This window comes from Paractinoplanes rhizophilus (genome assembly GCF_042664765.1).
In the GTDB taxonomy this organism is placed as follows: domain Bacteria; phylum Actinomycetota; class Actinomycetes; order Mycobacteriales; family Micromonosporaceae; genus Actinoplanes; species Actinoplanes rhizophilus.
Map to the genome: position 1 here is coordinate 134,807 of NZ_JBHTBJ010000006.1, position 13,933 is coordinate 148,739.

At 72.6% G+C, this 13,933-nt stretch carries 13 protein-coding genes and 1 pseudogene; 7 read left to right on the forward strand and 7 right to left on the reverse strand.

Annotated elements, in window-relative coordinates; genetic code table 11:
• Nucleotides 1–14 precede the first annotated feature (14 nt).
• Nucleotides 15–656 carry a response regulator gene (locus ACFQS1_RS11320; protein ID WP_378966684.1) on the forward strand — a complete coding sequence of 214 codons (642 nt, stop codon included), beginning with the start codon at nucleotides 15–17 and terminating at the stop codon, nucleotides 654–656.
• Between the two features lie 75 nt (nucleotides 657–731).
• Here the strand turns inward: ACFQS1_RS11320 and ACFQS1_RS11325 are convergent, their stop codons facing one another.
• The gene (locus tag ACFQS1_RS11325; RefSeq protein ID WP_378966686.1) at nucleotides 732–1,397 is read right to left on the reverse strand and encodes an NADPH-dependent F420 reductase; all 666 of its coding nucleotides are present in this window, start codon (nucleotides 1,395–1,397) and stop codon (nucleotides 732–734) included.
• Nucleotides 1,398–1,491: 94 nt separating this feature from the next.
• Between ACFQS1_RS11325 and ACFQS1_RS11330 the strand changes: the two genes are divergently transcribed.
• Nucleotides 1,492–2,355 carry an arylamine N-acetyltransferase family protein gene (locus ACFQS1_RS11330; protein ID WP_378966688.1) on the forward strand — a complete coding sequence of 288 codons (864 nt, stop codon included), beginning with the start codon at nucleotides 1,492–1,494 and terminating at the stop codon, nucleotides 2,353–2,355.
• A gap of 47 nt (nucleotides 2,356–2,402) precedes the next feature.
• Here ACFQS1_RS11330 and ACFQS1_RS11335 read toward each other — a convergent pair whose 3' ends face one another.
• Nucleotides 2,403–3,287 (reverse strand): alpha/beta hydrolase family protein, encoded by an 885-nt coding sequence (locus ACFQS1_RS11335; RefSeq protein ID WP_378966690.1) that lies wholly within the window; start codon nucleotides 3,285–3,287, stop codon nucleotides 2,403–2,405.
• Between the two features lie 145 nt (nucleotides 3,288–3,432).
• Between ACFQS1_RS11335 and ACFQS1_RS11340 the strand changes: the two genes are divergently transcribed.
• Entirely contained in the window at nucleotides 3,433–4,338 is a 906-nt protein-coding gene (locus tag ACFQS1_RS11340; protein WP_378966692.1) for an NAD(P)/FAD-dependent oxidoreductase, read from the forward strand.
• Here the strand turns inward: ACFQS1_RS11340 and ACFQS1_RS11345 are convergent.
• On the reverse strand, nucleotides 4,310–6,838 hold the full coding sequence (locus ACFQS1_RS11345) for an HAD-IC family P-type ATPase (protein ID WP_378966694.1): 2,529 nt from the start codon (nucleotides 6,836–6,838) through the stop codon (nucleotides 4,310–4,312). The genes ACFQS1_RS11340 and ACFQS1_RS11345 overlap by 29 nt on opposite strands.
• Nucleotides 6,839–6,941: 103 nt before the next feature.
• Here ACFQS1_RS11345 and ACFQS1_RS11350 point away from each other — a divergent pair, with 103 nt between their 5' ends.
• Together ACFQS1_RS11350 and ACFQS1_RS11355 are read left to right on the forward strand one after the other, a co-directional pair.
• Nucleotides 6,942–7,457, forward strand: a complete 516-nt coding sequence (locus ACFQS1_RS11350) for a DUF4232 domain-containing protein (RefSeq protein ID WP_378966696.1) — start codon at nucleotides 6,942–6,944, stop codon at nucleotides 7,455–7,457.
• Nucleotides 7,458–7,614: 157 nt separating this feature from the next.
• Nucleotides 7,615–8,661 (forward strand): M48 family metallopeptidase, encoded by a 1,047-nt coding sequence (locus tag ACFQS1_RS11355; protein ID WP_378966698.1) that lies wholly within the window; start codon nucleotides 7,615–7,617, stop codon nucleotides 8,659–8,661.
• On the opposite strand, the gene ACFQS1_RS11360 is transcribed toward ACFQS1_RS11355, so the two are convergent.
• On the reverse strand, nucleotides 8,658–10,613 hold the full coding sequence (locus ACFQS1_RS11360; protein ID WP_378966700.1) for an acyl-CoA dehydrogenase family protein: 1,956 nt from the start codon (nucleotides 10,611–10,613) through the stop codon (nucleotides 8,658–8,660). The genes ACFQS1_RS11355 and ACFQS1_RS11360 overlap by 4 nt on opposite strands.
• A gap of 51 nt (nucleotides 10,614–10,664) precedes the next feature.
• Nucleotides 10,665–11,087, reverse strand: coding sequence for a DUF6220 domain-containing protein (locus ACFQS1_RS11365; RefSeq protein WP_378966702.1), 423 nt, complete (start codon nucleotides 11,085–11,087; stop codon nucleotides 10,665–10,667).
• 61 nt (nucleotides 11,088–11,148) lie between these two features.
• Between ACFQS1_RS11365 and ACFQS1_RS11370 the strand changes: the two are divergent.
• Nucleotides 11,149–11,756, forward strand: a pseudogene (locus ACFQS1_RS11370) (ATP-binding cassette domain-containing protein); the annotation flags it as partial.
• Nucleotides 11,757–11,807: 51 nt separating this feature from the next.
• On the forward strand, nucleotides 11,808–12,485 hold the full coding sequence (locus ACFQS1_RS11375) for a pentapeptide repeat-containing protein (protein WP_378966704.1): 678 nt from the start codon (nucleotides 11,808–11,810) through the stop codon (nucleotides 12,483–12,485).
• Nucleotides 12,486–12,642: 157 nt separating this feature from the next.
• Here ACFQS1_RS11375 and ACFQS1_RS11380 read toward each other — a convergent pair whose 3' ends face one another.
• Together ACFQS1_RS11380 and ACFQS1_RS11385 are read right to left on the reverse strand one after the other, a co-directional pair.
• Nucleotides 12,643–12,810, reverse strand: coding sequence for a hypothetical protein (locus tag ACFQS1_RS11380; RefSeq protein ID WP_378966706.1), 168 nt, complete (start codon nucleotides 12,808–12,810; stop codon nucleotides 12,643–12,645).
• A 6-nt stretch (nucleotides 12,811–12,816) separates the two neighbouring features.
• Nucleotides 12,817–13,917 (reverse strand): MFS transporter, encoded by a 1,101-nt coding sequence (locus ACFQS1_RS11385; protein ID WP_378966708.1) that lies wholly within the window; start codon nucleotides 13,915–13,917, stop codon nucleotides 12,817–12,819.
• Nucleotides 13,918–13,933: the final 16 nt, after the last annotated feature.

Below are 13,933 nucleotides of genomic sequence, written 5' to 3' on the forward strand. Positions count from 1 at the left end.
GATAGAAATGACAGATGATCCGCGTATTTCTGCTCGACGACCACGAGGTGGTCCGCCGCGGCCTGGTCGACCTGCTGCAGGCCGACGGCGACATCGAGGTCGTGGGGGAGTCCGGCTCGGCGCAGGAGGCCGCCCGGCGCATCCCGGCGCTGCGCCCCGACGTGGCGGTGCTCGATGCCCGGCTGCCCGACGGCAACGGCATCGACGTGTGCCGGGACGTCCGCGCGATCGACTCGACGATCAAGGGGCTGATCCTCACCTCGTACGAGGACGACGAGGCGCTGTTCGCCGCGATCATGGCCGGGGCCTCCGGGTACGTGCTCAAGCAGATCCGCGGCACCGACCTGGTCGACGCGGTGCGCCGGGTCGCCGAGGGGCAGTCGCTGCTCGATCCGGCGGTCACCCAGCGGGTGCTCGAGCGCATCCGCAACGGGGTGGAGCAGCCGCGCGAGCTGGCCGGGCTGACCGATCAGGAGCGCCGGATCCTCGAGTTCATCGCCGAGGGGCTGACCAACCGCGAGATCGCCAACCGCATGTTCCTGGCGGAAAAGACCGTGAAGAACTACGTGTCCAGCCTGCTCGCCAAGCTGGGGCTGGAGCGGCGCACCCAGGCGGCGGTGCTCGCCACCCGGCTTCTCGGGGAGCACAAGGGCTGACGAAACTTTCCGCGCGCCGCCGCCGGGCCTGTCCCGGGTGACTCCGCACCGGTAGGGGGAGTCACCCGGCGCGAGTCAGCGCTTGGCCTCGGCCACCGCGGCGCCGACCTTGGCCACGCTCGCCGGCGTGCCGGCCGGGTCCTCGAAGGAGCCGAAGGGCGTGCCGTAGACGGGCTGCCCGGGCTCCACGCGCCAGCTCTCGGCGAGCGGGCCGACGTCGACCGTGTCGTACCCGATCGCGTCCAGGAACTCGGTGACCGCCTGCTTGGCCGCGGCATCGTCGCCGGCGATCGTCAGCGCGCTGCGGTCGGCGGCGCCGTGCGGCCGGGCCAGCGAGGCCAGGTGCAGATGGAAGATGTTGTTGAAGACCTTCACCAGCTTGGCGCCGGCGAGATGCCGCTGCTCCAACTCGGCGCTGGTGAGCCGGCCCTCGTCCAGCTCGGCGAAGTTTCCGTCGCGCGCCGGGTAGTAGTTGTTGGTGTCGAGCACCACCTTTCCGGCAAGTTGCTCGACCGGCAGCGCCGAGTGCGCGTGGAACGGCACGCTCACCACCACCAGATCCGCCCCGGCGGCGTCGGCCGGCGTCGCCGCCCGCGCCTTGTCACCAAGATCTTGTACGAGACCGGCCAGCGTCTCCGGGCCACGCGAGTTGCTCAGCACCACGTCGTACCCGGCGGTCACGGCCAGCCGCGCGACGGTGCCCCCGATGAGTCCGCTTCCGATGAATCCCACAGTCGTCATGACCGCGACAACACCCGGGCCCCGGCAACTATTGCGAGCCTCCGCACAGCGGAGGGGAGACCTGCGTCTCGGGACTCTCGTGGATGATGGCGCGATGAGCGCCTCGATCGACATCACCGGCTATCTGCGGCGGCTGCGCCTCGGCCACCTCGAGGGGCAGCCGCCCAGCGTGGAAGGGCTGCATCTGCTGCATCGGGCGCACGCCGAGCTGATCCCGTACGAGAATCTCGAGATCTGGCTCGGCCGGCCGACGACCGTGGACCCGGCGGAGTCGGTGACGCGCATCTTGCGCGGGCGCGGTGGCTACTGTTTCCATCTCAACGGGGCGTTCTCGGCGCTATTGCTGGCGCTCGGATATCGGGTGACGCGGCACTTCGGCGGCGTGCAGAGCAACGCGTCGGGGACGGCCGGCGCCACCGGCAGCCATCTGGTGCTGACCGTTTCCGATCTGCCGTCCGAGGCCGCGCCGGACGGTCGGTGGCTGGCCGATCTCGGCATGGGCGACGGGCTGCACGAGCCCGTGCCGCTGACGGTGGGTGCGTTCCGGCAGGGTCCTTTCACGTACGCGTTGCGCCCGTCCGACGCCGAGCCCGGCGGCTGGCGGTTCGACCACGACCCGAGCGGATCGTTCCTGGGGATGGATTTCCGGTCAACCGAGACGGCGATGTCCGCCTTCCACGACATGCACCGTTTCCTGTCCACGTCGCCGGAGTCGGGCTTCGTGCGGGCGCTGGCCGTTCTGCGCCGCGACGCCGCCGGCTGCGACTGCCTGCGCGGGTTGGTCCTGACCCGGGTCGGCGACCGCGATTCGCGGACCGTCCTCGAAAGCGCGGCCGACTACTTCGCGGCGTTGGCGGAAATTTTCGATATCCGCCTCGACGACGTGACGCGGGCCGAGCGAGCCGCTCTCTGGCGCCGGCTGACCGCGGCGCACGAGAAGTGGCTCGCCTCGGCCTGATCGGCGAGCCGGCGATGCCGGCCTGGGTGCCGGGCACGGCCGCGCCACTACTTGGATGCGAGGGTGCCCTGGTCGCCGGCCTCTGCCGAGGCCCAGCCGGAGTCGGGCAGGCCGAGCGCGTTCCGCAGGAAGGCCGTGGTCAGCCGCTGTACGACCGCGACGCGCTCGGGGCTCTCGTCGGTGGTCTCGGCGGAGTGGTAGCCGGTGATGCCGCCCAGCGAGTGCTCCGCGCCGGACAGGGTGAGCAGGCTCGTCGCGCCGGGGCTCAGGTGGTAGGCGTCGGTGAACCAGTCCGGGCCGCGCACGGACAGCGCCGACTGGTCCTTGTCGCCGGCCACCACCAGGGTGGGCGTGGTGAGGGTCGCGAAGTCGGGGTTCATGAACGGGAAATGCTCGCCGGCGAACGGCGTCAGGTCGGCGCCGCCGGTGCCGGCCGCGGCCAGCAGAACGCCCGCCTTGACCCGCGGGTCGGGGGTGGCGACGGCACCCGCGGCGGCGTCGCCGAGGACGCCGGCTCCGAGCAGCATGCCGGCCGACTGCGCGCCCCACGAGTGGCCGGCTACCGCGACGCGGCCGGGGTCGATCCGGCCTTCCAGGCCGGGCACGGCGGCCGCGATAGCGTCGAGGTGATCGAGGGTCCGGGTCAGATCCTCGATGCGCAAGCGCCAGATCTCCGGATATCGCGGGTCGGCGGGCGTGATGCCGAGGGTGCGGGAATCCAGGTGGGTGGGCTGCACGACGACGAAACCGTGGGCGGCCCAATGGTCGGCCAGCGGGGCGTAACCGTCCATCGACTCGCCGAAGCCGTGCGAGAAGAGGAGGACGGGCAGGCCGGTTCCGGTCGCCGGGGCGGACACGCGGAGCCGCAGGTCGTCGCCGCGGCCGGGGGCGGGCAGCAGCACCGGGCGGAATGAGATGACGGGGATGGTCATGGTGTCTCCTGATAAGTGGATCCTGGTTCCGCTTCGACGATATGGAACTGCGTTCCGCTTAGCAAGTGACAGTGGTCTCAGGAGCGTCCTTGCCGTTTCTGCAAGGTGGCTTGCGTCTGGCACAAGGGCGGCGCATGGTCGACTCATGAACGACGCATACGAAGTGGTTGTCATCGGTGGCGGGGCGGCCGGGCTGAGCGGAGCTCTCATGCTCGCCCGCTCCCGCCGCTCGGTGGTGGTGATCGACGCGGGGCAGCCGCGCAACGCCCCGGCCGAGGGCGTCCACGGCCTGCTCGGCCGGGAGGGCATGAACCCGCTGGAACTGCTGGCTCGCGGCCGTGCGGAGGTCCGCGGTTACGGCGGCGAGGTCGAGGACGGGGAGGTCGCCGGCGTGGCCCGGGACGGCGACGGCTTCGACGTGCGCCTGGCCGACGGGCGCGGCGTACGGGCCAAGCGGCTGCTCGTCACCGCGGGCCTCGTCGACGAGCTGCCCGGCATCCCCGGCCTGCGCGAGCGCTGGGGCCGCGACGTCGTGCACTGCCCCTACTGCCACGGCTGGGAGATCCGCGACCAGGCGATCGGCGTGCTGGCCACCGGGCCGCTGTCGGTGCACCAGGCGCTGCTGTTCGGCCAGCTCAGCGACGATGTGATCCTCTTCGCCCACCACCAGGAGCTCACCGCCGAGCAGCGCGAGCAGCTGACCTCCCGGGGTATCGGGATCGTGACCGGGGAGGTCGAGAGCCTGGAGATCGCCGAGGACCGCATCACCGGCGTGCGGCTGGCCGGCCGCACGGTGCCGAGGGACGCGGTCGCCGTCGCCGCCCGCGCGGTCGCCCGCGCCGGGTTCCTGGCCGGGCTGGGCCTCAAGACCGTCGAGCACCCCAGCGGCATGGGCGAGCACATCCCGGCCGACCCGACCGGCCGCACCGAGGTGGCCGGCGTCTGGGCGGCCGGCAACGTCACCGACATCTCCGCCCAGGTCGGCTCGGCGGCGGCGGCCGGCGCGCTGGCGGGCGCGCACATCAACGCGGACCTGGTGATGAACCCGTAGACCCCCTCGGCAACTGGTCGAGCCCCAGCACCCGGTCGAGCAGCCGCAGCCGGTAGGCCAGGCTCAGCGCCGCGAACCACATCGCCAGCGTCGCGAAGACGATGACGAACATCGGCCGCGACGGGCCGGCCAGGCCGAAATAGGTGTACAGCGCCGGCGAGAACAGCACCGCCCCGAACGTCACGCTCAGCCCGCAGACCAGGTAGGCCGGCCGCCGGTCCGCGATCGGCGCGGTCCACGCCGCGAACACGCGGTTCGGCGGGGCGAGCAAGAGGATCAGCAGGAACGAGGCCAGGCAGAAGAACGTGGAGAGCCCGGTCTGCGCGGCGATGGTCGCGGCCGCCGCGGTGAAGTCGGTGTCCGACCCGTACGTGAGGCCGGTGTATCTCTCGAACTCGTTGATCACCTCGGTGGGCGTCCGGCCGGAGCTGAACCCCACGGTGACGGCCTCGTAGAGGCCGGCGTAGATCGCGGTGCCGAATCCCGACGTGATGACCGCCGCCGGCACCACGAAACTTGCGATCCCGCGTAGCAAATTCGGCTCCGGCGGCAACGGCTCGGCCCACATGGTGAGGAAGAACGTGGGCACGCCGACGGTGAGCAGGGTCAGCCCGACCTGCGTGGGGGAGTAGGGAAAGCCGATCCCGAGCATGGTGACCGCGAGGATCACCAGGCCCTGCGTGGCGACCCGGGCCAGGAAGATGTAGAGCGACACGCCGATCCCGTTGACGATCCGCCGGCCCTCCCGCTGGGCCGGCGGCAACGCGGCAAACGAGTCCTCGACCAGCACGATGTCGGCGACGTCCCGGGTGACCGCGCTGCCGCTGCGCATGGCCACCCCGACCTGGGCGCCCTTGAGCGCACGGGCGTCGTTCACCCCGTCGCCGACCATCGCGACATAGTGGTGCTGCCGGCGCAGCGACCGGACGATTCTTTCCTTGTGCTCGGGTGCGACCCGCCCGAAAACTGTCGTGCGCGCGACCACCCGGTCGAGCGCCGGGTCGTCGCAGGCATCGAGCGCCGCCCCGGCGACCGGCTCGCCGGCGTCGAGTCCGGCGCGGACCGCGATCGACGCCACGGTGCGCGGATCGTCGCCCGACAGCACCTTCAGCGCGACCCCGTCCGCCCGCAGCCGCCGGACGGTTTCCCCCACCTCCGGCCGCAGTTCGTCGGCGAGGGCGACCAGGCCCACCGGCTCCAGCGCCGGCAGGGTGGGGCGTCCGGCGCCGTCGCGCAGTTTCGCGCCGTTTTCCCGAGCTCTGGCCAGCACGAGTACGCGGAGACCGCGCTCGGCGTGTTTCGCCACGTCGTCCGCCGCCACCGGCGGGGTCAGGTGCCCGGCGAGCGCGTCCGGCGCCCCGAGCACCCAGGTGCCCTCCGCGGCGACGAGCCCCGACCAGCGCAGCGACGAGGCGAACGCGATTTCGTCGCGTACCCGAAAATTTCGCCCGCCGAGCGCAAGCGCCAACGCCCGCGTCGTCAGGTTCGCGTTGGCCGCGCTACGCGCGAAAGAACCGAGAAAACTTTCCACCTCGGCCCGGCTGTGTTCGCCGAAAGGGTGTATCTCCTCGACCGTGAGGCGGCCGGTCGTAAGGGTGCCGGTCTTGTCGGTGCAGACCACGTCGACGTTGCTGACCGACTCGACCGCGTTGACCTGCTGCACCAGCGCTCCCGAGCGGGCGATCGCGGCCGCGCCCGCCGTGTACGCGAGCGCGATGAGAAAGAACAGCCCGTAGGGCACCAGGCCGGACAGCACGGCCGTCATCTGCACCACGCGCAGCAGCGAGAAGCCCTCGATCGCGGCCTGCCCGAGGATCGCGCCGCTCATCAGCACGGTCAGCGCCATCACCAGCCGTACCAGAAACTCCACCCGCCGCTGCAACGGCGTCTTGTCGGTCGTCACCCGCCGGGCCTCGGCCGTCAGCCGGCCGGCGTAGCTGGCCGCGCCCACGTCCCGCGCGACCATCAGCCCGTCGCCGGCCACGCACAGGCTGCCCGACCGCAGGTCGTCGCCGGGCGCCTTGGGCACCGGGTCGGACTCGCCGGTCAGCAGCGACTCGTCGGCCTCGACCCGGCCGCCGTCGAGCAGCGGACCGTCCACCACGATCTGGTCGCCGGCCCGCACCCGCAGCACGTCGCCGCGCACCACCCGGTCGGGCGGGATCTCGGTCTCCCGTCCGTCGCGCAGCGCGGTCACCGGGACGCGTTCGAGCACCTGGAGGCGGTCGAGCTTGCGCTTGGCCCGGATCTCCTGGGCCGCGCTGATCACCGCGTTGATCAGGCCCAGCCCGACGCTGATCAGCGCGTCGCTGAACCGGCCCATGGCCAGCAGCGCGGCGCCGATGCCGAACAGGATCACGTTGAAGAACGAGAACACGTTGGTGCGAAAGATGTCGGCGTAGCTGCGCGAGCCGCCCTTGACCGGCGCGTTCGTCTCGCCCCGGCGGCGGCGCGCGGCGGCCTCGGCGCTGGTCAGCCCCTCCCCGGTCGATGCGGCCATCGGCTCTCGACGCTACCGTCCGGTTGGGCCGGATATCGGACGTTTCGGCCCGGCGGCGGGTGCCCGGGCCGGCGTTGGCGCGGGTGGGGCAAGATCCATGAGCGTGCGAAACATCCGACTTCTGCCGTTGGCCGCCGTATTCGCGACGGCGGCCTGCGGTTCTCTCCCGCCCGTCCCCGAGCCGGACCCGACCGCCAGCCCCTCCGCCGTCGTCGCGCCGGAGTGTCCGCCGCCGGGCGTGCGCATCACCGCCGACCGGGGTGACGCGGCCGCCGGCTACCGGGAGATCAGCCTGCATCTGACCAACTGCGGGAGCACCGAATACGCCCTGCGGGGCCGGCCCGAGATCACCGTGCTCGACGACAAGCAGCAGCCGCTGAAGGTGACCGTGGGAAAGAGCATCCACTACCCGGCCGAGCCGCGGCGCATGACGCTCAAGCCGGGGCAGGGGACCAGCGCGGTGCTCTCCTGGCACCACATCGTCACGTCGGGCACCGTGCAGACCGGCGCCGAGCTCGAGGTCGCGCCGGTCAAGGGCGCGCCCGCGCAGCTGGTGAAGCTGCCGGAGCCGATGGACCTCGGCACCACCGGAAAGCTCGACACCAGCGCCTGGCTGTGAGCGGGCGAGCGCGTTTGCGCCGTACCGATAGGCTCCCGCTGCTGTTCGGGGCATCGGCCGAAAGTCGTACCGGATGGGGGTTAATCCCCGCCGGAGGCGGATGCCCTTGCGGGCCGGGGGCGGGGACGCTCGTAACCCGACGACACGGAGGGAAACGATGACGACGGACGACGACAACCGGCCGGAGCGGCAGCGGGTCACGCTGACCGGGATCAGTTCGCGGGCCTGGGAGCACCCGGCCGATCGCGGCGCGCTGACCGCCCTGCGCGAGCTGCGCGGCTTCGACGACGTGGTGCGGGCGATCTTCGGCATGTGGAACGAGCGGGGGTTCCGCCTGTCGTACCTGGCCGGCGCGATCCGCGTGGACCACCGGCAGTACCCCCGGGTGTATCAGCGGTTCACCGAGGCCGCGCGGACGCTCGACGTGCCGGAGCCGCCGGAGCTGTACGTGCACCAGTCGCCGATCATCCAGGGCCAGGCGATCGGCATGGACCGGCCGTTCATCTCGATCAGCACGGCGGCGGTGGAGAAGCTCGACGACGACGAGCTGCGCACCCTGCTGGGCCGCGAGATCGGGCACGTGCGCAGCGGCCACGCCGTCTACCAGACCATCCTGACGCTGCTGACCCGCTGGGTGACGAACGTCAGCTGGATCCCGGTCGGCGCGATCGCGCTGCGGGCGGTGATCGTGGCGATGTACGAGTGGTGGCGCAAGGCCGAGCTGTCCGCCGACCGCGCGGGGCTGCTGGCGGCGCAGGACCAGGGCGCCTCGATCCGGCTGTTCATGAAAATGGCCGGCGGCGGCGACCTTTCGCAGATCGACACCGCCGCTTTCCTGGAGCAGGCCGCCGAGTACGAGGGCGGCGGCGACCTGCGCGACAGCCTGCACAAGCTGGGCATGACCGCGTTCAACAGCGAGCCGTTCCCGGTGGCCCGGGCGGCCGAGCTGCGCCGCTGGGTGGACTCGGGCGACTACGCGCGGATCGTCGGCGGCGACTACCCGCGCCGCGACGACGACCGGGACGCGTCGGTCACCGCCGACGTGAAGGCGGCCGCGGCCAGCTACGGCGAAACTTTCCGCACGTCGCCCGACCCGCTGGTGTCGTTGCTCCGCCGCGCCGGCGGGGGCGCGGCGGACCTGGCGGGCTCGGCGGCCCGCGGCGCCCGAGACCGGGTCAACGGGCGCGGCAACAGCCAGAACTAGCTCGCCGGCGCGAGGGCCTGGTCGTCGTGGGCCGCCATGACCTCCTGGCGGCCGGGCTCCTCGCGCAGCGCCGCGCACGCCAGCCACTCGTCCGGGACGGCGAACGCGCCGACCAGCTCGGGCAGGTGCGGGCGTAGCTGGGCCAGCAGCGCGTTGACCTGCGCGGTGACGGCCTTCGAGCGGGCCGGGGTGAGCCGCTGGTGCTCGAGGTACCAGCCCTTGTGCGCCTCGATCTCGCTCAGCGCGTACAGGTCGCACATCTTGGCCAGAAGTGGTTCCTCGGGAAAGCGATCGACGGCGGCGACGAACGCCTCGAGCACGACCCGGTCGACATGGGCCGAGGCCACCTCGAGCACGTGGTCCTGCACGTCGTTGAAGATGTCGAACTGCCGCTCCGGCTTCCGCGACGCGCCCCGGCGCAGCCGGCGGATCGCGCCGTCGAGCAGGTGCTTCTCGCGGTCCTCGAACATCCGCAGGTGCCAGCCGCGATCGGTGAGCGCCACCTCCTCGTCGCGCCCGGGCACCGCGTCGACCAGCCGCTGGATCAGCGACCGCGCCGCCGTCCGCTCCAGCACCATCTCGCGCACCTGCTCGGCCACGAAAGTTGCCCGTCCCCACCCGTCGAGCGAGCCGAAGGCGTCCCGGTAGCCGGTGAGCAAACCTTTCGCGACCAGCTGCAGCAACACCGTGTTGTCGCCCTCGAACGTGGTGAAGACGTCGGTGTCGGCCTTGAGGCCCGGCAGCCGGTTCTCGGCGAGGTAGCCGGCCCCGCCCAGCGCCTCGCGGCAGGTCTGGATGGTGCGGGTGGCGTGCCATGTCTGCGCGGCCTTGAGGCCGGCCGCGCGCGACTCGAGCTCGCGCTGCCGGTGCTCGTCGGCCGGGCCCTCCGCGGTCTGCACCTCGTGCAACGCGCCGACCAGCTCGTCCTGGGCGAAAGTCAGCGCGTACGTCTTCGCCAGCGCGGTCAGCAACTTTCGCTGGTGGGCCAGGTAGTCGTTGAGGGCGATCTCCCGCTCCTCGCCGGGCGCACCGAACTGCCGCCGAACCTCGCCGTACCGGATCGCGATGGTCAGCGCGCTCTTGGTCGCCGCCGACGCCGACCCGCCGACCACGACGCGCCCGCGCACCAGGGTGCCGAGCATCGTGAAGAAGCGCCGGGTGTCGTTCTCGATCGGGCTCGAGTAGGTGCCGTCCGGCGCCACCTGACCGTACCGGTCGAGCAGCATCTCGCGCGGCACACGGACGTGGTCGAAGCTCAGCCGGCCGTTGTCGACCCCGAGCAACCCCGCCTTGGGCCCGTCGTCGCCGATCGTCACGCCGGGCATCGGGTTGCCGTCCTCGTCGCGGATCGGGACCAGCCAGGCGTGCACGCCGTACCGGCGCCCGCCGGTGATGAGCTGGGCGAACACGACCGCCATCCGGCCGTCGCGGGCCGCGTTGCCGATGTAGTCCTTGCGGGCGGCCTCGTACGGCGTGTGCAGGTCGAAGGTCTGCGTCCGCGGATCGTACGCGCAGGTCGTGCGCAAATTCTGCACGTCCGAGCCGTGGCCGGTCTCGGTCATCGCGAAACAGCCCATGAGGTCGGCCGAGATGATGTCGCGCAGGTACGCGTCGTGATGCTTCGCGGTGCCCAGCGCCACGACGGCGCCGCCGAACAGGCCCCACTGCACGCCGGCCTTCACCATCAACGAGAGGTCGAGCTGGGCGAGCATCTCGGCGGCGACGACCGATCCGCCGGGGTCGGCCTTTCCGCCGTACGCGATCGGAAAGCCCGCCGCGATGCCCGGGTCGGTCGGAAGCTCCCGGATCAGCCGGGAGATCCGCTCCCGGCTCTGCTCGAGCGTCTCGCCGGGAACCGCCACGAAATGCGACCCGGCGAGCTGCTCCCGGGCCGCCTGCCGGACATGCGCCCATCGCCCGTCGAGCGCGTCTCTCAAGGCAAAGTTACTCATGAGTAACACTGTACGTCGCCGGGGCATCGAGTGCATGCCGGGCGGTGCCGGTCACGCCGGCCGGCTCGCCTCCGCGGCCGGCGCCGACCGCCGGGCCGTCCGGCGCAGGATCGTGCCGGAGACGGCCAAGATGATCAGGCCGTTGACCCCGTGCAGGCCGAACAGCAGCGGGCCGGCCGTGGTGGTCCCGCCGTCGTCGCCCAGGCCCTCGGCCACCTTCGCGATCACCACCTGAATCGTGACCAGGCCCGCGACCAGCGCCGACATGCCGGTCACCCGCCGGGGGAGGCCCGCGAGCGGGGCGAAGACGATCATCAGCACCGGCAGCAGGAACGTGACGTAGCCGAGCGCGCGGTGCGCGTCGAAGGACTCGTCGTTCGGGACGGTGGTGAAGGCGCCGGCGGCGGCCAGGAAGAACTGGATCAGGATCACCAGCAGGTTCAGGGCGGCCAGGGCGGTGAAGGCACGGCGCATCGGTGCGGTCCTCTCGTCGGGGTTTCCCGGGAGGGACGATCGAGCCGCCGGAAACGTGACGCGGTCGGTGAGTGCCAGCCTTAACCGCATCGCGTCGCTCGACCGCGGTTCGCCTCACGCTTTTCGGGGGCAATTTCTCCGCGTACGAGGGGGCGGCCGCGGCCGCGCAGGAGGTGGCCGAGAAGAACGTCCGCAGCGCCGAGCAGGAGGTCAAGCGCGAGAAGCGCGAGCTGCAGCAGGCCCGGGAGCGGGCGGCCCGGCGGGCGTCGACGGCGAGCCGCAAACTCAAGAACGCGGGCCTGCCGAAGATCTTCGCCGGCACCATGGAGCGCGGCGCCGAGGTGGCCGCGGGCAAGGCCGCCGACACGCACGCCGCGCGGGTCGCCGACGCCCGCGCCCGGCTGGACCAGGCCGGTGCGGGTGCTCTCCGGGGGCGAGCGGCTGCGGGCGACCCTGGCCTGCGTGCTGTGCGCCGAGCCGGCCCCGCACCTGCTGCTGCTCGACGAGCCGACGAACAACCTGGATCTGGTCAGCGTGGCGCAGCTGGAGAGCGCGCTGAACTCGTATCGCGGCGCGTTCATCGTGGTGTCGCACGACGGGCGCTTCCTGGCGGAGATCGGCGTCGGCCGGCGCCTCCGCCTGGCCGGCGGGCGCCTGATCGCACAGTGACAGCCGCGGACCGGCCGGGGGCGGCGCGGCCCGCCCTCGTAGGGTGACGGCGTGCCGCCGCGCCGCATCCGCCAGGGGCCACCGCGCCCGCCTTCGCCGCCCGCTTCGCTCGTGCCCGCCTCGGGCGTGCAGCTCGAGCTCGAGGACGAGCAGACCGTGTCGGCCGCCGCCTACCACGACGCCGACCTCTCGGGCACGGTGGCCGGGGCGGTGGAGTTCGTCGAGTGCCGCTTCGTCCGGGCCTCGCTCGCCGGCTCGCACCTGGCCTCGGCGCGATTCGTCGACTGTTCGTTCGACGTCTCGGACCTGTCCAACGTGCGCGGCGAGCGTGGCGTGCTCGAACGGGTCGGCGTGACCGGGTCCCGGATGACCGGCCTGGCCTGGAACGACGGGCTGGTCAGCGACGTCACGTTCGCCGACTGCAAGGTGGATCTGACGAATTGGCGGTTCGCCCGGTTCGACGTGGTGACCTTCACCGACTGCAACCTGGCGGGCGCCGACTTCGCCCATGCGGATCTGCGCGGCGCCGCCTTCACCCGGTGCGATCTGTCGCGGGCGCAGTTCCACAACGCGACGATGGCCGGGGCCCGGTTCCGGAGCTGCGAGTTGCAGGGGATCGGCGGCCTGACCAGTTGGGCGGGGGCGATCGTGCACCCCGACGACCTGCTGGCGCTGTCCTACGCGCTGGCCGGGGCGCTCGGCATCACGGTGTCCGACCAGGATCGTTAGCCGGGGCCGGACCGGGGCCGGCGTTCGGCGCCACGGTGTGCGACCGGGATCGCCGGTTGGGGCCGGGGCGGCGCCACGGTGCGCGGCCGGGATCGCCGGTTGGGCCGGGGCGGTGTCATGGTGTGCGGCCGGGATCGCTGGTTGGGCCAGGGTGGTGTCACGGTGTGCGGCTGGGGTCGCTGGGCAGCGGCGGCGCGGTTCGCACGGCGCGGCTGGCGGTCGCGGCGACGGCGGCCGTGAGCATCACGGCGGCCAGCACCCCGACGGCGCCTCTCGCGGGGAGCGTGGTCAGCAGGAAGCCGGCGAGCAGCGAGGCCAGCGGCATGACGCCTCACGTGACGGTCATGGCGGCGCTCAGCACCCGGCCGAGGAGCTGGTTGGGGACCAGGACCGCGGCATAGGCCATCAGCACCACGTTCCACAGTGGGCCGACGAACGCGCAGGCCGCGCCGATCAGGCCGAGCTGCAGCGGGTTGGCGGCCACCGCGAAGAGCGGCAGCAGCGCGGCCCACACCCAGTTGACGCCGACGATGACCTGCCGGGCGCTGAGGTGGCGGTGCAGCCGGGTCGCGGCGAGCGCGCCGGCCAGGCCGCCGGCGCTGTAGACGCCGAGCATCAGGCCGACCTCGGTGGCGCCGCGGTCGTGGGCCAGCACGATGAGGATCAGCACGAGCGCCTGGAAGACCAGGTTGCTCACGGCGAGCAGGCCGATCGCCGCCCGGATCAACGGCTGCCGCCAGGTCCAGCGCAGGCCTTCGAGGGCTTCCCGCCACAGCGGCTCAGTGGCGGGGGTCGCGCGGGCGGGGAGGTGGTCGGCGGGCGCGGATGGCGGCGGCTGGGCGGCGGTGGTCGCGCGGGCGCGCAGGTCCCTGCGGACGAACAGCAGGGCCACGGCCGAGACCAAGTAGGAGATCGCGTCCACCAGGAACGGCACCGCCCGGCCGGCCGCGAAGAGCAGACCGCCCAGCGGCGGCCCGATCAGGGCGGCGCCGCGGGCGCGGGCCTCGTTCTGGGCCATCGCGGCGGGCAGCTGCGCGGCGGGCACGATCAGCGGGAGGGCCGCCCGCTCGGCGAGCCCGAAGAAGACCGAGCAGAGGCCCTGCACGAAGGCGGCGACGGCGAGATGCGCGACCGTGAGCGTGCCCCACCAGAGCGCGATCGGCACGCTCGCCACCGCGGCGGCCGCCGCGAGCTCGCTTGCCAGCAGGATGGTGCGCCGGTCGGCGCAGTCGACGAGCGGCCCAGCCGGCAGGTTGGCGACCAGGAAGGGCAGCGTTCCGGCCGCGGCGACCAGGCCCGCGTCGGCCGGCGAGCCGCCGGTCGCGAGGACCAGCAGGGGCATGGCGGTGCCGCCGATCTGGGCGCCGAGCGCCGAGACGACCTGCCCGCCCCACAACGCGGCGAAGTCCCGGTTCCGCCGCAGCGGAATCACCGGCGCGGCACCCACG